The organism is Ferrimonas sp. YIN67 (genome assembly GCF_057219095.1).
Genome location: NZ_JBXVVJ010000001.1, coordinates 169,155 through 185,748, shown reverse-complemented (window position 1 = coordinate 185,748; position 16,594 = coordinate 169,155). Strand labels below are relative to the sequence as shown.

Sequence of the window (16,594 nt, the reverse complement as noted above, 5' to 3'; positions counted from 1 at the left end):
TCTGGTGGTTGCGAAATGATGCGGGCGTGAGAGCAAGTTGTGGGTCACTCGCCCAGTGCTTTTGCTTCTGCGTTCGATAATGAATGTTGAAGGTCATTGAAATGATGAATGTTGTGATGAAAAACATGATCAAAGGATCGGGCCTTTCTTTGTGTCTGTTGGCGGGCTGTGGTGGCCAGAACAGCGGCACTTCCGTGCCGACTTTGCTATCGCTGGAGAAAGAGGGCGATATGGTGCCTGGATCGGTCCTGATGGCTCGCTCCACCTGTCAACATTGTGATCAGGACAGCACCCAGTATGCCTGGCGGGTCGAGTCTGACGAGGGAAGCCAGGTTCTGATCCCTGGACCCAGCTACGAATTTACCGAGCAGGATCTGGGCAGGACCATCACCCTGTTGGCCACCCCTTTTCTTGAGGACCGTGCCGGTGAGCAGCAGTACGCCGCGTTCCGTCGTGTTCAGGTCGACACTCTTGTCCATGCCAGCCATGCCATGGCCGCAGTTAAAAGTGACGGTAGCGTGGTGTCTTGGGGGTTCTTGATGCCAGACGACGAGGTGGTGAGCGAGGGGATCGTTCGAGTGATCCCCGGCTTGCATGCGTTTGTCGCCATCAATGAGCACGGGGCCGTTCATGCCTGGGGGGGCGCCGGGCATGGTGGCGAGATCCCGCCTAACAAGGCCGATGCACTGAGCTTTGGGGTCCAGTCGGTGGTGGGGTACCCCAATTCGGCAGCCTTTGCTGCGCTGAAAAAAGATGGCAGCGTTGTAGCCTGGGGGGAGCCGCAAAGTGGCGGTGACGTACAGGTTGGCGGTGGCGGCAGTGTCGATGCAGGCGTGATCGAGGTGATTGCCAACCAGCATGCCTTTGCTGCGATCAAGCAAGGCGGCCAGGTGGTGACCTGGGGTAACCGCGAGTTGGGGGGCGATACGAACCTGGGCAGTTCGGGCGATCTGGGCTCGGGCGTGGTTAAGATCTTCGCCAATGGCCGGGCCTTTGTGGCACTGAAGCAGGATGGCAGCGTGGTGGCCTGGGGGGACCCCAAGCGTGGCGGCGACGTTGACTATGGCCAGGGGGGGGATCTGTCCACCGGCGTGGTCCAGATCGTCTCAAACGGCTATGCCTTTGCCGCCCGTAAAGCGGACGGCAGCGTCGTGGCCTGGGGCTCTCGCACCGAAGGCGGAGACACCTCGTGGAGCCATGGCGGTGAGTTGACAGACGTGGTGCAACTGGTTGCCAACAAATACGCCTTTGCTGCCCTGAAACAAGATGGCAGCGTGGTGGCCTGGGGCTCGGAAACGGCCGGCGGTAATCCCTCATGGGGCAGCGGCGGTGACCTTCAAAGTGACGTGATCTCGCTCCATGGAGACCCAAGCGGTTGGGCTTTTGCCGCGCTGAAGGCCGACGGTAGCGTGGTGGCTTGGGGCAATGCCGAGCGGGGAGGAGACACTGGGATTGGCAGTGGCGGGGACCTGAGTTCCGGGATCACTGAGATCCTTGCTGGAAGTGTAGCCTTTTCCGCACTTAAGACCGATGGCCGTGTCCTGTCCTGGGGGTCAGAGGTCCATGGCGGTGACAGCAGTGCGCCGACGGGAGGGGAGTTAAGCTCAGGTGTCGTGTCCCTGCTTGCGACCGGGCTTAAGGGGTTCGACATCGGGGTTAGCTCATCGGCTTTTGCGGCAGTGAAAGAGGATGGCAGCGTCGTAGCCTGGGGGGATCCCGGCTCCGGGGGGAATCTTCACAACCATGGTTATAGCGGCAAAGTCAGTGGCCGCTTGTCTGCTGGTGTGCACGCATTCAGCACCATTTTGCAAAGCGGCGAGGTGGTTACCTGGGGCAGTTCGTTTGTCGACAGCACTGGGGTTGCCAGTTTACTTGAGCCGGTCGATACCCTGATCGAGACCAGCCTTTGAGGCATAGGCGACGGGCATTGGGCCTGGCGCTTGCCTGAGGCCCTGTGACGGCACCACGTTGGCGCTCTCCTTCAGTGGGCGGACCAAGCTTTAGGCACTGATTTTCTTACAATGAAAGGCACGCTTATTCATCGCGATAAGCGTGCCTTTTTTATTATGTTGTTGCTCTTTGGGGGACGGTTACTGATGGCCTTGTGGGCGTGGTCTTATTGTGTTCAGGAGACTGTCGTGATCACCGCCGAGGGCGGACTTGGTCGACTCCCGGTTCTGGTGAGATAGAAAGATAATTAATTTTCGACTGGTAAAAATCGTGAGTTCGACTAGCGCTGCAAGGGTGGAAATAATGGGGGCAAAGCAGCCATTTTTTTGAAAATAAATGCAGGGATAAAACTCTGAAAAACAGTAAATTTATTCGCCATTGCGCTTGCCCCCATGTTATCCACAGCTCACCCCCAGGTTTATCCGTTGCTGGCACAGAAGGGTGACGATAATTTGAACGCCAATTGACGAAGCGAAGACGGATCACACAAGGAGTGTGGGATGAATGAGCAGTGGATGGGTGAGTTGATCGAAGGGGCCTATGACGCCGCCGTCGAGGGGAAGTGGTACGAGTGGCTGGACTGGTTGCGCCGCTCTCTGGGAGCTGCCGGCGGGATCCTGGCCCATCTGGGGGGCTCAGGCTTGCCGGTGAGGAGCCTGCCTCTGGCTTCGGGCTCGGATCTGTGCGGCGAGATGGTCGGCCCTTACCTGGAGCGGCGCAGTCAGGATCCCTGGTATCGCCAGGCCCGCCGTCACCGCAACAATGTGGTGTTACTCGATGCACCGTTGCGCCGGGCCCGGGCTCGCAGTGAGATGGCTGGGGTGTTCGAGGGGTGGCGGTGCCACTTCCATACCGGAGCCGTACTCTCCAGTGAGCAGGGCCACTTCCTGCTCACCCTGCATCGGGAGCCGGGTCAAAGCGACTTCTCCCACGAGCAACTGCGAGCCTTGGCGCAGATCAGCAAACATCTGCGTCAGGCATTGGCACTGACCCCCTTCCTCTATGAGCGGGTGGAGGCCAGACTGCAGCAGTGGCAGCTCGATGACGACTGTCCCCAGGCGGTTGTTCGGGCCAATGGGTCTCCGGCGTACGTCAATGACGCCATGGCCCGCTACCTGAGGGAGCGGGATCAACCCTTCCGCTATCGCCAGGGTAGGCTGCGTGCTCATCAGCCCTTGCTGGACCGCTTGTTGTCCCAGGCACAGCAGCGGGCCTGTCTTCAGGAGCTCCCCGTCAGCGCCTCCAAGTTACCCCTAGGCCAGTGCTCACTGTCGGTGCAGCCATTGCCTAAAGAGGTTCTGGATGGTGCAGCACTGTGGCAGATCCGTTAGACAGAGCCCACATGGGGCCGGTGGCTTCTTCATGGAACCTGGCGGGTGAAGAAGCCAAAGGATCGTGCCCGTGCTTGGATCGCTCAGGCTGCGTTTGGGCTGAGTTTGCGCAAAGTGTGGTCAGTCGCAACGGTTAGCTCCCATCCCTCTTGAATTTCCAGACTGCGTCCCCATCTAACTGGGGACACATTTTTTTTGACTGTTTTTCAGGAGACAAGCATGTCCGTGCAGCAAGAGACCCATGGTTTTCAGACTGAAGTAGCCCAGTTGTTGAAGCTGGTAACCCACTCTCTCTATTCCAACAAAGAGATCTTCCTGCGTGAGCTGGTCTCCAATGCCGCCGATGCCGCCGATAAGCTGCGTTACAAGGCGCTGTCCGACGCCGGCCTGTACGAAGGGGACGGTGAGCTGCGGGTGCGTCTGTCCGTGGATAAGGACGCCGGAACCCTGACCATCGCCGACAACGGCATCGGCATGACCCGGGACGAGGTGATCGAGCACCTGGGCACCATTGCCAAATCCGGCACCGCCGAGTTCTTCTCCAACCTGTCCGGCGATGCCGCCAAGGACAGCCAGCTGATCGGTCAGTTTGGCGTGGGCTTCTACTCCGCCTTTATTGTCGCCGACAAGGTGACCGTGCGCTCTCGCGCCGCGGGTGTGGCCGCCGATGCCGGTGTTCAGTGGGAATCTGCCGGTGAAGGGGATTACACCGTTGAGAACATCGACAAGGCCGGTCGCGGGACCGAGATCATCCTGCACCTGCGTGACGAGGAGAAAGAGTTCCTCGATGAGTGGCGCCTCAAGCAGATCGTCTCCAAGTACTCGGATCACATCTCCATCCCCGTAGAGATGTGGCAGGAGGGGGAGCCTGAGCGTGAGCGTGAGCAGGAGGGCGAGACCATCCCGGCCACCGAGGGGCAATGGCAGGCGGCCAACAAGGCCACTGCGCTGTGGACCCTGTCCAAGTCCGAGATCTCCGACGAGGAGTACAAGGAGTTCTACAAACACGTGGCCCACGACTGGGAAGATCCGCTGCTGTGGAGTCACAACAAGGTGGAAGGCAAGCAGGAGTACACCAGCCTGCTGTATATCCCGGGCAAAGCCCCGTTCGACATGTGGAACCGTGATAACAAGCATGGCCTCAAGCTGTACGTGCAGCGCGTCTTCATCATGGACGAAGCCGAGCAGTTCCTGCCCCAGTACCTGCGTTTTGTGAAGGGCCTGATCGACTCCAACGATCTGCCGCTGAACGTCTCTCGCGAGATCCTGCAGGACAACAAGGTAACCCAATCCCTGCGCGGTGCCCTGACCAAGCGGGTGCTGGGTATGCTGGATAAGCTGGGTCGCAACGACGAGGAGAAGTACCAGCAGTTCTGGAGCCAGTTCGGTAACGTGATCAAGGAAGGCCCGGCGGAAGATTTTGCCAATAAGGAGGCGATCGGCAAACTGCTGCGCTTTGCCTCTACCCACCAGGATTCCAGCGCCGAGACCGTCTCCCTGGCGCAGTACATCGAGCGGATGAAAGAGGGGCAGGACAAGATCTACTACATCGTCGCCGACAGCTACGCGGCCGCCAAGAACAGCCCGCACCTGGAGCTGCTCAAGAAGAAGGGGATCGAGGTTCTGCTGTTGTCTGAGCGTATCGACGAGTGGCTGGTGAGCCACTTCACCGAGTTCGATGGCAAGCCGCTGGTGTCCGTGACTCGCGGCGATCTGGGTCTGGATGATCTGTCCGACGAGGAGAAGGCGGAGCAGGAGAAGCAGGCCGAAGAGCATAAGCCACTGCTGGATCGCGTCAAGGAAGCCCTGGGCGATAAGATCAAAGAGGTCAAAGTCTCCCAGCGTCTGACCGACTCCCCGGCCTGTATCGTTACCGACGAAAATGACATGTCCAGCCAGATGATGAAGCTGATGCAGGCGGCGGGTCAGGAAGTGCCCCAGGTGAAGCCGATCTTCGAACTCAACCTGGATCACCCGCTGGTCGCTAAACTTGAGGGTGAACAGGATGAGCAGCGTTTTGGTCAATGGGCCGCTTTGCTGCTGTCCCAGGCGACCCTGGCCGAGCGAGGCAGCCTGGAAGACCCGTCCGAGTTTGTTGCCCAGCTCAACAGCCTGTGGCTGGAACTGAGCCGCTAAATTGACGCCTGCAGCCCCGTGTTTCCGACGGGGCTGCCCTTATGAAGAGCAGCCAATGCAACCGATGCAACCAACGCAACCGATGCAACAAGCACAAGAATTGATCCTAGAGGTGAACGCCCAGAATGTGCAGCAGGTGGTGGAAGCCTCCATGCGCATGCCCGTGGTGCTCAACTTCTACTCCGCCCAGGTCCCTGAGTGCCAGGGCGTGACTCAAACCCTGGTGGCGGAAGCCCAGGCTCGCAGCGGCCAGTTTCTCCTGGCCAACGTCAATTGCGATACCGAGGCGGAGCTGGCACAGTATTTCCGTATCCAGGCGCTGCCCACCGTGATGGTACTGTCCCAGGGGCAGCCGGTGGATGGTTTCGCCGGGCCGCAGGAGCCAGCGATGATCCGGCAGGTACTGGAGAAGCACCTGCCCAAGGGCTGGCAGCTTAAGCTGCAGCAAGCGGCGCCGCTGCTGGAGCAGAACGACTTCGAAGCGGCCCTGCCGCTGCTGCGTGAAGCCCACGGCGAGGAGCACAATGGGGAGACCCTGTTGGCCCTGGCCCAGTGTCTGATAGGCCTCAAGCGGGCCGATGAAGCCCAGTCGCTGCTCGATCAGGTCGGCCTGGCCGATCAGGACGGTCGCTACCAGGGACTGGTCGCTCAGCTGGAGCTGCTCAAGGAGTCTGCCGATACCCCTGAGATCCGGACTCTGCAGGCGCAGATCGCCCAGCAGCCGGAAGCCCTGAAACTGGTGGTTGAGCTGGCGGTTCAACTGCATCAGGCCGGTCGCAACGAGGAAGCGCTGGAGTCTCTGATGGCCCTGTTGGTTAAGCAACTCGATGCCGTCGACGGGGAAGCGCGTAAGACCTTCCTGGACATTGTTAAGGCCCTGGGGCCAGCGGATCCCATCGCCAGCACCTATCGTCGCAAGTTCTACAGCCTGCTCTATTAACGCTCAGGGCGGGCTCGAAACCGGGCTAATGCATATGGATGGCGTCTTCGATGCCATCCTCAGGTATCTTTTTTCGTCCAATTGGTGCTAATTCCACCAAAGACCAATGGTGTTGGCCTTCACATGGTCGTTAGCCTGTGACAAGATCCGCGGGTTTTAAATTCAATCAATTCGGGAGAGAGACGCATGCGCATTATTTTGCTGGGTGCCCCTGGTGCCGGTAAGGGCACTCAGGCCCAATTCATCATGGAGAAATACGGTATTCCGCAGATCTCCACCGGTGATATGCTGCGCGCCGCTATCAAGGCTGGCACCGCGCTGGGCCTGGAAGCAAAGAAAGTCATGGATGCCGGTCAACTGGTGTCTGATGATCTGATCATTGGCCTGGTCAAAGAGCGCATTGCCCAGGATGACTGCAAAGGGGGCTTCCTGCTGGACGGCTTCCCACGCACCATCCCACAGGCGGAAGCCATGGTGGAAAACGGCATCGACGTGGATCACGTTATCGAGTTTGATGTGCCGGACGAAGAGATCGTCAAGCGCATGAGCGGCCGTCGTGTTCACCCTGGCTCCGGTCGTGTCTACCACGTGACCTTCAACCCGCCAAAGGTGGAAGGCAAGGACGACGTCACCGGTGATGAGCTGGTGATCCGTGCCGACGATGAAGAAGCCACCGTACGTAAGCGCCTGAACGTCTACCACGATCAGACCAAGCCGCTGGTTGACTTCTACACTGCCGCTGCCGAGCGTGGCGCCAACCAGTACCATAAGCTGGATGGCACCAAGGCGGTAGACGCCGTATCCACCGAGATCGCCAGCCTGCTGGGCTAAGCGAATTCGGTTTAAGAAAAGCCCCGCGATTGCGGGGCTTTTTTTTACAGCGCCGTTTGTTATTTGCCTTTGACCTACTGCTGTGGAAATATCCTCTTTGTTAAGAAAGAAAGCATTGATTTAAAAGAGAATACACCTTCACATTAAGCGCATCAGTGATTGCGTTCCGCATCCTGAGCTTCGCCACCAAACATAACAAAAGGAGTCTGTTATGCGTCGAGTCGCCGTTGGGATCCTGGCCGCCATCGGGGTGCTGTTAAGTCCTTTGCACGCCGCCACCGTCAAGCCCGAATACCGGGTCTCCACCGTACTGCCCTCCGCCTTTCCCTGGGGCAAGGCCGCCGACAAATGGGTAGAGCTGGTCAATGAGCGTTCCGATGGGCGCATCAATATGAAGATCTACAGCAACGCCCAACTGGTGTCTGGCGATCAGACCAAGGAGTTCTCGGCGATGCGCTCGGGCCTCATTGATATGGCGGTTGGCTCTACCATCAACTGGTCCCCCCAGGTGCCTGAGCTTAATCTGTTCTCCTTGCCCTTTCTGATGCCTGATTATCAGGCCATCGATGCCATTACTCAGGGCCGGGCGGGTGATGAACTGTTTGCCGCCATTGAGAAGCGGGGCGTGACGCCCCTGGCCTGGGGGGAAAATGGCTTTCGTGAGCTCTCCAACTCCAAGCTGTCGGTGCACAGCCCGGCGGATCTCAAGGGCCTGAAGATCCGGGTTGTGGGCTCCCCCCTGTTCCAGGATACCTTCCGTGCGCTGGGGGCCAATCCTACCCAGATGAGCTGGTCCGATGCCAAACCGGCCCTCACCACAGGGGCGGTGGATGGTCAGGAAAATCCCCTGTCGGTGTTTGACGTGGCGCGGATCGATCAGGTGGGACAGCAATACCTGACCCAGTGGGGTTATATGGCGGATCCGCTGATCTTTGCCATCAGTACCCGCGTTTGGCGCAGCTTCTCGCCGACAGATCAGGCCCTGATCCGCCAGGCCGCCGTCGATGCCGGCCGCTGGCAGATTGAGTATGCCCGGGGCGAGGTCGCGGCGACCCTGGCGTTGATCCGTGAGCGGGGCGTGACGATCACCGAGCTGACCCCGGCCCAGCAGCAGGCCTTTATCGATGCGGTGCAGCCGGTTTATCACAAGTGGCAGAGCCGGATCGGGGCCGATCTGATCGAACTGGCCCAGCAAGCGGTGGCCAACCGCACCTTGTGAACCCTTTAAGCCCGCCGATGGCCTGGGTCCTCGGCGGGCTAGCTGCCCGTTAGCTCCGGAGTCCCTATGTCCGTTCGAAACGCGCTGGGCCAGATTGAAACTGTCCTGGCGGCTTTGGCCCTGTGCGCCATCTGTGTGATCAGCCTGGCCAACGTGGTGGTGCGCTATGCCACCGACGTCTCCTTTGCCTTTACCGAAGAGTGGTCGGTGTTTCTGCTGATCATCGTCACCTTTGCCGGGGCCTCCGTCGCTGCGAGGCACAACCAGCAGATCCGCATCGAACTGCTGGAGCACCACCTGCCCCGGCCCTGGTTGCCTCTGCTTTTCCTGCTGCAGTGGGCCGTCACCCTGGTGGTTCTGGGGATCACCACCTGGTATGGCGCCCTGTTTGCGCTGGAGGAGTACCAGTGGGAGTCACTGTCGCCGGGACTGGGCTGGCCCAACTGGATCTATGTGGTCTGGTTACCCCTGCTGACGACCCTGATGATGATCCGGGTGAGCCAGAACCTTTGGGATCGGCTCGCTGCCCACCGCGCGCATCCAGGAGGCCCCCATGAGTCCTGATCTGCTGATGATCGGCGCCTTCCTGCTGGCATTGCTGGTGGGGGTGCCCGTGGCCTTTGCCTTGGGGATAGGCGGCGTGGTGGGGATCGTGGCAGGGTTGTCGCCGGATCTGCTGGCCACCCTGGGCACCAACACCTATAACAGCGTGGCCAAGTACCCCTTGATCGCCATCCCTTTGTTTATCCTGACCGGATTGATCTTCGAACGGGCCGGGGTGGCGGCCAGCCTGGTGCGTTTTGCCCAGGCGTTGATCGGGCCCCGTCATGGCGGCCTGGCCGTGGTGGCGGTGATGGTCTGCCTGATCATGGGGGGCATGAGCGGCTCGGGTCCGGCGGATGCGGCGGCCGTCTCCATGGTCATGCTGCCCAGCATGCGCAAGGCCGGTTACCCGGCGCCCTTTTCCGCCAGCCTGGTGGCGGCGGCTTCTTCCACGGCGGTGTTGATCCCCCCCTCCATCGCCCTGATCTTGTACTCCATCGTGGTGCCCGGGGTGGATCTGCGCGCCCTGTTTGCCGCCGGCGTGTTTCCCGGGATCCTGGCCGGCCTCTCCCTGCTGTTGCCCGCCTGGCTGGTGGCCCGTCACCATGGCTGGGAAGATCCGGCAACTACAGAGCGACCACCCCTGGGCCAGAGCTTCCGCCAGGCGCTGCCGGCTCTGTTTGCCCCTGTGCTGATCCTCGGAGGCCTGCGCTCGGGCCTGTTTACCCCCACGGAAGCGGCTGTGGTGGCCGTCACCTATGGCCTGCTGGTGGGTACCCTGATCTACCGCAACATTTCGCTCAAGGATCTCTGGCGCCTTATGTCCGATGCGGCGGTGACCTCCGGAGTCGTGATGGTGATCATCTCCCTGGCGGGGATCTTCGCCTGGGCCGGGGCCACCCTGGGCACCTTTGATCGCCTGGCCCACACCCTGCTGTCGGTTTCGGAAAATGGCTGGGTGCTGCTGGCCATGGTGATGGTACTGGTGCTGATCGCCGGCATGCTGCTGGATGCGGTCTCCATCTACCTGATCCTGATCCCCATCCTGCTGCCGCTGATGAACCACTTTGACTGGAACCCGGTCTGGTTCGGGATCCTGCTGGCGATGAACATCGCCATCGGTCAGTTCACCCCGCCGGTGGCGGTCAACCTGATGGTGACCACTCGAGTGGCCGGGATCCGCCTGGAGCAGAGCATCGGCTGGTCGCTGCTCTTTATCGCCGCCATGGCCACCAGCCTGCTGCTGGTGATCCTCTGGCCCGAGCTGGCGCTCTGGCTGCCCCAGAAGCTGGGCTATGTGATCTAAATCCCTCAACGCCTGCCTCACCGCCGTGGCGGGGTAGGCGTTTCATTGGGCAACGAGAAACGTAAAAAGGAGGGGGCAGCGTGGAGTTTCTCTTTCTGGCGGATCGGCCAGAGTTCAAGCCGGTGATCGCGAACTGGTATTTTGACGAGTGGGGCGGCCTGACCGAGGGGGCCAGCGTCGATCTGTTTAACCATAAGCTGGAGGAGTACCTCAATAGGGATCGTATTCCCCTGATCCTGATGGCGCTGGAGAACGACAGCTTGCTGGGAGCGGGGCAGCTGCGCTATCGAGAGATGGCCCGCTATCCGGACAAGGAACATTGGCTGGGGGGAGTCTATGTGGCGCCGGGGGCCCGTGGCCAACGGCTCGCCACCGCCTTGATTGGCAAAGTGGAGACGCTGGCGCTTTCCCTGGGCGTCACCGAGCTGCACCTGCAGACCCTGCGCCTGGATGGCGGCCTCTATGCCCGGCTCGGTTGGCAAGCCATTGAGCGGGTAAACAACCAGGGTAACGAGGTTCTGGTGATGAGTAAGCGGATCCGCTCGCTCAAACCGGGGACCAATGAGTGACGGAAAAATTGAAGGAGCAAAGATGAAAAGCCAAATCGAAAAGCGGGCAGGGGATCTGGCGGAAACCTCCTTTGAAAAGGGGCTTTTGTGTGCGGAAAGTGTGGTAATGGCCCTGGCCGACGTCCAGGGGATCGAGAGTGATCAGCTTCCCCGGATCGCCACCGCCTTTTGCAGCGGCATGTCCCGCACCTGTGGTACCTGTGGCGCATTAACCGGTGCCATGATGGGGTTGAGCCTGGGGCTGGGACGTTCGACCAAGGAGGACTCGGTGGAGCCGCTCTACCTGGCGACCCAGCGCCTGGTCAAAGGGTTTGAGACGGCCTTTGGGGCCAAGGAGTGTCATCGGCTGCTTGGCTGTGATATCGGCACCGAGGCGGGCCAGGCGAGCTTCAAGGCCCGTGGGCTTCGCACCCAGTGTGCCCGGTACACCCGCGGCGCGGCCGAGATGGCGGCGGCGCTTTTGGCGCAAGCGGCGGCTCCGTCATCGGCCTCGTTGGATGACTGAGTTTGACGGCTGAGCCTGATGGTTTCGCCAGGGGCTGTTGCGCTGCCGGTCGGATGAAACCAGTAAGGAGCACGCTTTGGACTTTGCGTCTTGGTAGGCCAATTCAAAGTGAGGAAGGCACCCCTTGTGCTTGCCTAAACGGGCACAGGTTTGAAACAATCCTTTCCGCGGCGTAACCGCAGCATCACAAATACCCGCCATCTCTATTAAGGACAGTGCAATGAAACTCTCTTCGTTTGGCCAAAGTTTTACGGTCGACGCCGGTATTTTAACCCTGATGGAGGATCTCGGCAGTGCCGCGACCAGTGAGCGGGAGATGATCATGCTCGGGGGGGGCAACCCGGCTCACATTCCTCGAGTTCAGGAGCTGTTGCGAGAGCGGATGCAACAGATCTTGAACAGCCCCGGAGAGTTCGAGTCGCTGATCGGCGAGTACGATCCGCCTCAGGGCGGGCGCGCCTTCAATGTGGCCCTGGCCGAGCTGTTTCGACGCGAGTATGGCTGGGATATCACCGAAGAGAATATCGTGCTCACCAACGGCAGTCAGTCGGCCTTCTTTTGCCTGTTCAACATGTTCGCCGGCCGGTTCAAGGACGGCTCGTTTCGTAAGATCCTCCTGCCCCTGGCCCCCGAGTATATTGGTTATGCCGACTTGGGCGTGGATGGCGAGATCTTCAAGGCCTATAAGCCGAACATCGACCTGCTGGACCATCACCAGTTCAAGTACCGAGTGAACTTTGACGAGCTCGAGGTGGATGACAGCATCGGCGCCATCTGCGTCTCCCGGCCCACCAACCCAACGGGTAACGTGCTGACCAATGACGAGGTGGAAAAGCTCGCGGCGCTGGCCGAGCGGCACGACATTCCGCTGATCCTGGATAACGCCTACGGGGTGCCATTTCCCGGCATGGTGTATGCCGACGCAAAACCCTTCTGGCGGGAGAACGTGGTGTTGTCCATGAGCCTCTCCAAGTTTGGCCTGCCCGGGACTCGGACCGGCATCGTCATCGCCAACAAAGCCATTGTCGAGGCGATCACCAAGATGAACGCCATCTTCAACCTGGCACCGGGCAGCCTGGGGGTTTCGGTCGCTCAGGAGCTCGTCAAGAGTGGCGAGATCCTCGATCTGAGCCGGGATGTGGTGAAGCCCTTCTATGAGCGGCGCTGCAAGCTGGCGTTCGATCTGCTGTCGGCACAACTGACCGGTTTGGATTACCGCCTGCATAAGCCCGAAGGGGCCATGTTCCTCTGGCTCTGGATGAAAGATCTGCCTGTGACCGCTCAGGCGCTCTATCAGAGGCTCAAAGAGCGGGGGGTGATCGTGGTCCCCGGTCACTACTTCTTCCCCGGGTTGGAGGAGGATTGGCGCCACAAGCATGAGTGCCTGAGGATCTCCTACGCCTCGGACGAGGAGACAGTGCGCCGGGGGCTGATGATCATCGCCGATGAACTGCACCAGATCTACGCCGAGCAGGGGGGAGAAGATAAGGCCTAACCCAGGGCACCAGAGTCTGCCGAAAGGCCGGGAACCTGCCATCTCCCGGCCTCAAGCGGATCACCCCCACACGCCGTTGAGAAGGGTCGCTGGAGACGTGTGGGGCAGCGCCTTTAGAAATTAAAACCGACGCTGAAGGTGAAAGCGGTCTTATAGGTGCTGTCGGTCAGATCGCTGGCATCAATCGAAGCATCTCCGAGAGCGTCGCCGACACTGTATTTCCCCTTCAAAACATCGAACTGCGCCGCGGATACGCCGGCTGAGAGCAGAATGGATTTTCTGAACACCAGGCTGGCTCCAATGAACAGGGTGGGGGCATCGGAAGTGGCTCCTAAGCCAAAGGTGGGACCCCACTCCAGATCATACTTGTTCAGGTTTTTCCATGTTACGGAATAGGGGACGGTAAACAACGCCAATGCCGAGTAGTTAAAGTCACTGCGGTTGTTCTGTTGGGCGACCTGGTAGCTGATGTTGCCCTCACTGTCCGTCAACTTTTCGCTGAAGTACTTCTTGTTTCTGTTGTCGATAAAGCCAAAGCCAACATGGGTGTAGATCCGGCTCTTATCCCCTTTCAGTACCAGGGTACGGTCTGTACCGCCCTCGCGAGAGACGGTGATGGTCAGGGTTTCATCCTTCACCAGGCTGTACTGCTCGGTGCGCGTGGTGTTTTTGATCAGGGTGTCCGCGTAGGCGATCTCCATCGAGCAGAGGGTGCCGGCAGCGGCGGTTGATATCGCCTGCTCCAGGACTTTGCGTGTCGCTGGTACCTTTCCCTCCTCGGTCAGCTCGTAAAAGCCCTGGATCGCCTCTTTGAGGGGGTCGCACTGGGTTGGGGCGGCGCCAACGGCCGGCCCGCCCTGAAAGGGGCTTTCCAGCTTTGCCCCTTCAATGGTACGTCGAGCGATAAACTTGTAGCCCCCTTTGGGCAGCAGGTTTTTAAAGGTCACCACGACGGGCTCGGTGCCAACGTCATGGGACTCGTAATTGACGCCTTTGGCCAGGTCAAAAACAATCTCTTTGGCTTTTGTTGGAACGCTGATAGCCACTAGCAAACTGGCAAGCACAACACGTTTCATATTGCTTTCCTTGTAAAAAATGAACGGTCGGCCAGTACCCTACCATGTGAACGAATATCTTTCACAAGTGATTGAAGTTGCCGGCATTCCGAACCTTTCCCTGCGATAAATGTGATTGCTCACAAGCCCATTAACCTTCTGCCCTAATGGATGGGTCCAAGGAAGTGAAATCCGGAGTGCCTTAGGGGCAGAACTTATACATGGGTGCCGCATTCAGTGAGGCAGATCAGTGGCTGTGATGATGGGAAGGCTCTATCGCCCCAATCGGGCATTGCGTGATGGCGGCCCTGTCACATGGGACGAAGCAGTGCTAATCTTGCGGCGTACTTAACGAACAACAACAGGCAGTTAATGGAAATGACGCAACCTCGCTACGGTGTTTTGCTGGTGAACCTCGGCACGCCCTGTCAGCCCACCCCCAAGAGTGTGAAGTGCTTCTTAAGCCAGTTTCTTTCCGATGAGCGCGTCGTGGATCTGCCCCGTTGGCAATGGATGCCGATCCTTCATGGCATTATCCTCAATGTTCGCCCTAAGCGGGTGGCCAAGGCTTACCAGTCGATCTGGACCGATCAGGGCTCGCCCCTGAAGGCGATTAGCCTGAAGCAGCAGCGGGCCCTGGCGGCGTTACTTGAACAGCGCACCGGCCAGGCGATCCCCGTGGCGCTGGGCATGACCTACTGCAAGCCGAGCCTGCGGGATGGGTTGGATGAGCTAGAGCAGGCGGGCGTCGATCGGGTGATTGTCCTGCCGCTGTTTCCCCAATACTCCTGCTCCACCACAGGTGCCGTGGTGGACGCCCTGGCGGCGACGCTTAAGCAGAAGCGCTCGATGCCCGAATACCGCTTGATCCGGGATTACCACGCCAATCCCGGATATCTCACGGCGCTGGCGGACAGCGTCAGGGAGAGTTGGGAGGCCAATGGGAGAGGGCAGAAGCTGTTGATCTCCTTTCACGGCGTGCCTCAGCGCTACGTCGACGAGGGGGATCTCTATCGAGTGCATTGTGAAGTGACTGCCCATGGGTTGGCGGCACAGTTGGGGCTCAATGAGAGCCAGTGGCAGCTGTGTTTCCAGTCCCGCTTTGGCAAGGAGCCCTGGTTACAGCCCTATCTGGATGAAACCCTCGCGACCTTGCCGGATCAGGGCGTGACCTCGGTGGACGTGATCAGCCCGGCGTTCTCCGTCGACTGCCTGGAGACCTTGGAGGAGTTGGCCATCGAGGGCAGGCATGATTTTATCGAGGCGGGGGGTAAGGCGTATCACTTTGTGCCCTGCCTTAATGATCGGGCCGATCATATTGCCATGATGGCCGATCTGGTGCAGCAGCATGCAGGCCACTGGGGGGAGTCGGGGTAAGCCGACAATGATGATTTGATGAACGCCGAAGCGATGAGCACGGCAGTAGCATTGCAAAGGCCGCCCAAAGGGGCGGCCTTGTTCTTTCCGTTGGCGACGCTTAGAACCAGAGTTTCATCGCGGTGTAGACGCTCATGGCGGCCATCATGACGACGATCAGCCAGCCAAAGACGGCCATCCAGACCGGGTGCTGGTAGTCGCCCACGATCTTCTTGTTGTAGGCGGCGGCCAGCATGGCACCCAGTGCCAAAGGCAGGATAAAGCCGTTGACGGTACCGACCATGACCAGCAGGGAGACCGGGCGGCCGATCACACAGAAGACCAGGCAGGAGAAGGCGATAAAGCCGATCACCCAGCGGTCATGGTTACGCTCGATGCTTGGGTGCAGGGTGCGCAGGAAAGAGACCGAGGTGTACGCCGCACCGATCACGGACGTGATGGCGGCGCTCCACATCACCAGGCCAAAGATCTTGTAACCCAGATCGCCGGCGGCGTGCTGGAACACGGAGGCGGGAGGATTGCTTGGATCCAGGGTGAAGCCCATGCTCAGGACACCCAATACCGCAAGGAACAGCAGGACGCGGATAAAGGAGGCGAGGCAGATGGAGGAGATGGCGCCACGGTTGACTTCCGGCAGGGCTTCTTTGCCCACCACACCGGCGTCGATCAGGCGGTGTGCGCCGGCGAAGGTGATGTAGCCACCGACGGTACCGCCCACCAGGGTGACGATGGCGATGTAGTCGATGGTGTCCGGCACAAAGGTCTGACGGGCGGCTTCGGCCAGCGGTGGGTTGGTAGAGCCGACCACGTAGAGGATCAGCACCAGCATGGTGGCGCCCATCAGCAGAACGAATTTATCCATCACCTTGGTTGCATCCTTCATGCAGAACAGGGTAATGGCCACTACGGCACTGATCGCCGCGCCCACCTCGGCACTGAAGCCAAACAGCACGTTCATCCCGAGGCCGGTACCACCGAGGTTGCCGATGTTAAAGGCCAGGCCACCGAGGGCCACCAGCCCGGCGATGGCGAACCCCATCCCGGGCAGGACCTGGTTGGCCACGTCCTGGGCCCGGGCCTTGGCGACCACGATGATGCGCCAGATGTTGAGCTGGGCGCCGATATCCAGGATCACGGAGATCAGGATCACGAAGGCAAAGGCGGCACCGAGTTTCTCGGTGAAGACAGTGGTTTGGGTGAGAAAACCGGGTCCCACCGCTGAGGTTGCCATCAGAAATGCGGCCCCCAGGATGAGGGACCAGTTGATCTTGACCTTGGCGCTGGACGCCGTGGCCGTCTGGGTTTGGATCCCTGACATAAGTAAGACTTCCTTCTTA

The 16,594-nt window shown here is 59.8% G+C and carries 14 protein-coding genes; 12 read left to right on the top strand and 2 right to left on the bottom strand.

The features are described from left to right. The first annotated feature begins 116 nt into the window (after window positions 1-116). The 11 genes from AC2D8U_RS00665 to AC2D8U_RS00615 all read left to right on the top strand — a co-directional run bounded on the left by AC2D8U_RS00665 (window position 117) and on the right by AC2D8U_RS00615 (window position 12,825). Complete coding sequence (locus tag AC2D8U_RS00665; RefSeq protein WP_484617106.1) at window positions 117-1,910, top strand: hypothetical protein; 1,794 nt, start codon at window positions 117-119, stop codon at window positions 1,908-1,910. 540 nt (window positions 1,911-2,450) lie between these two features. Continuing rightward, window positions 2,451-3,281: a hypothetical protein gene (locus AC2D8U_RS00660; RefSeq protein ID WP_484617105.1), complete on the top strand. Its 831-nt coding sequence runs from the start codon at window positions 2,451-2,453 to the stop codon at window positions 3,279-3,281. Between the two features lie 219 nt (window positions 3,282-3,500). Next, a complete protein-coding gene (gene htpG / locus AC2D8U_RS00655) occupies window positions 3,501-5,417 on the top strand; it encodes a molecular chaperone HtpG (RefSeq protein WP_484617104.1) in 1,917 nt (638 codons plus the stop codon). A gap of 55 nt (window positions 5,418-5,472) precedes the next feature. Beyond that, window positions 5,473-6,357: a co-chaperone YbbN gene (locus tag AC2D8U_RS00650; protein ID WP_484617103.1), complete on the top strand. Its 885-nt coding sequence runs from the start codon at window positions 5,473-5,475 to the stop codon at window positions 6,355-6,357. A gap of 186 nt (window positions 6,358-6,543) precedes the next feature. After that, complete coding sequence (gene adk / locus AC2D8U_RS00645) at window positions 6,544-7,188, top strand: adenylate kinase (RefSeq protein WP_484617102.1); 645 nt, start codon at window positions 6,544-6,546, stop codon at window positions 7,186-7,188. 211 nt (window positions 7,189-7,399) lie between these two features. Beyond that, window positions 7,400-8,407 (top strand): DctP family TRAP transporter solute-binding subunit, encoded by a 1,008-nt coding sequence (locus tag AC2D8U_RS00640; protein WP_484617101.1) that lies wholly within the window; start codon window positions 7,400-7,402, stop codon window positions 8,405-8,407. 66 nt (window positions 8,408-8,473) lie between these two features. Next, window positions 8,474-8,971, top strand: coding sequence for a TRAP transporter small permease (locus AC2D8U_RS00635; protein WP_484617100.1), 498 nt, complete (start codon window positions 8,474-8,476; stop codon window positions 8,969-8,971). Beyond that, window positions 8,961-10,256 (top strand): TRAP transporter large permease, encoded by a 1,296-nt coding sequence (locus AC2D8U_RS00630; RefSeq protein WP_484617099.1) that lies wholly within the window; start codon window positions 8,961-8,963, stop codon window positions 10,254-10,256. Before AC2D8U_RS00635 ends, AC2D8U_RS00630 begins: the two co-directional genes overlap by 11 nt. A gap of 80 nt (window positions 10,257-10,336) precedes the next feature. Next, window positions 10,337-10,825 carry a GNAT family N-acetyltransferase gene (locus AC2D8U_RS00625; RefSeq protein WP_484617098.1) on the top strand — a complete coding sequence of 163 codons (489 nt, stop codon included), beginning with the start codon at window positions 10,337-10,339 and terminating at the stop codon, window positions 10,823-10,825. A gap of 22 nt (window positions 10,826-10,847) precedes the next feature. Further along, window positions 10,848-11,330 (top strand): C-GCAxxG-C-C family protein, encoded by a 483-nt coding sequence (locus tag AC2D8U_RS00620; protein ID WP_484617097.1) that lies wholly within the window; start codon window positions 10,848-10,850, stop codon window positions 11,328-11,330. A 220-nt stretch (window positions 11,331-11,550) separates the two neighbouring features. Continuing rightward, entirely contained in the window at window positions 11,551-12,825 is a 1,275-nt protein-coding gene (locus AC2D8U_RS00615) for a valine--pyruvate transaminase (protein ID WP_484617096.1), read from the top strand. 113 nt (window positions 12,826-12,938) lie between these two features. Here AC2D8U_RS00615 and AC2D8U_RS00610 read toward each other — a convergent pair whose 3' ends face one another. Beyond that, window positions 12,939-13,901, bottom strand: coding sequence for a hypothetical protein (locus tag AC2D8U_RS00610; RefSeq protein WP_484617095.1), 963 nt, complete (start codon window positions 13,899-13,901; stop codon window positions 12,939-12,941). Window positions 13,902-14,252: 351 nt separating this feature from the next. Here AC2D8U_RS00610 and hemH point away from each other — a divergent pair, with 351 nt between their 5' ends. Beyond that, entirely contained in the window at window positions 14,253-15,257 is a 1,005-nt protein-coding gene (gene hemH, locus AC2D8U_RS00605; protein WP_484617094.1) for a ferrochelatase, read from the top strand. 100 nt (window positions 15,258-15,357) lie between these two features. Here the strand turns inward: hemH and AC2D8U_RS00600 are convergent, their stop codons facing one another. After that, window positions 15,358-16,575 carry an NRAMP family divalent metal transporter gene (locus tag AC2D8U_RS00600; RefSeq protein ID WP_484617093.1) on the bottom strand — a complete coding sequence of 406 codons (1,218 nt, stop codon included), beginning with the start codon at window positions 16,573-16,575 and terminating at the stop codon, window positions 15,358-15,360. Between the last annotated feature and the right edge of the window lie 19 nt (window positions 16,576-16,594).

Coding starts and splice junctions, on each gene's coding strand:
- AC2D8U_RS00665 (WP_484617106.1), top strand. CDS start 117: ATGAAAAACATGATCAAAGGATCGGGCCTTTCTTTGTGTCTGTTGGCG.
- AC2D8U_RS00660 (WP_484617105.1), top strand. CDS start 2,451: ATGAATGAGCAGTGGATGGGTGAGTTGATCGAAGGGGCCTATGACGCC.
- htpG (WP_484617104.1), top strand. CDS start 3,501: ATGTCCGTGCAGCAAGAGACCCATGGTTTTCAGACTGAAGTAGCCCAG.
- AC2D8U_RS00650 (WP_484617103.1), top strand. CDS start 5,473: ATGCAACCGATGCAACCAACGCAACCGATGCAACAAGCACAAGAATTG.
- adk (WP_484617102.1), top strand. CDS start 6,544: ATGCGCATTATTTTGCTGGGTGCCCCTGGTGCCGGTAAGGGCACTCAG.
- AC2D8U_RS00640 (WP_484617101.1), top strand. CDS start 7,400: ATGCGTCGAGTCGCCGTTGGGATCCTGGCCGCCATCGGGGTGCTGTTA.
- AC2D8U_RS00635 (WP_484617100.1), top strand. CDS start 8,474: ATGTCCGTTCGAAACGCGCTGGGCCAGATTGAAACTGTCCTGGCGGCT.
- AC2D8U_RS00630 (WP_484617099.1), top strand. CDS start 8,961: ATGAGTCCTGATCTGCTGATGATCGGCGCCTTCCTGCTGGCATTGCTG.
- AC2D8U_RS00620 (WP_484617097.1), top strand. CDS start 10,848: ATGAAAAGCCAAATCGAAAAGCGGGCAGGGGATCTGGCGGAAACCTCC.
- AC2D8U_RS00615 (WP_484617096.1), top strand. CDS start 11,551: ATGAAACTCTCTTCGTTTGGCCAAAGTTTTACGGTCGACGCCGGTATT.
- AC2D8U_RS00610 (WP_484617095.1), bottom strand. CDS start 13,901: ATGAAACGTGTTGTGCTTGCCAGTTTGCTAGTGGCTATCAGCGTTCCA.
- hemH (WP_484617094.1), top strand. CDS start 14,253: ATGGAAATGACGCAACCTCGCTACGGTGTTTTGCTGGTGAACCTCGGC.
- AC2D8U_RS00600 (WP_484617093.1), bottom strand. CDS start 16,575: ATGTCAGGGATCCAAACCCAGACGGCCACGGCGTCCAGCGCCAAGGTC.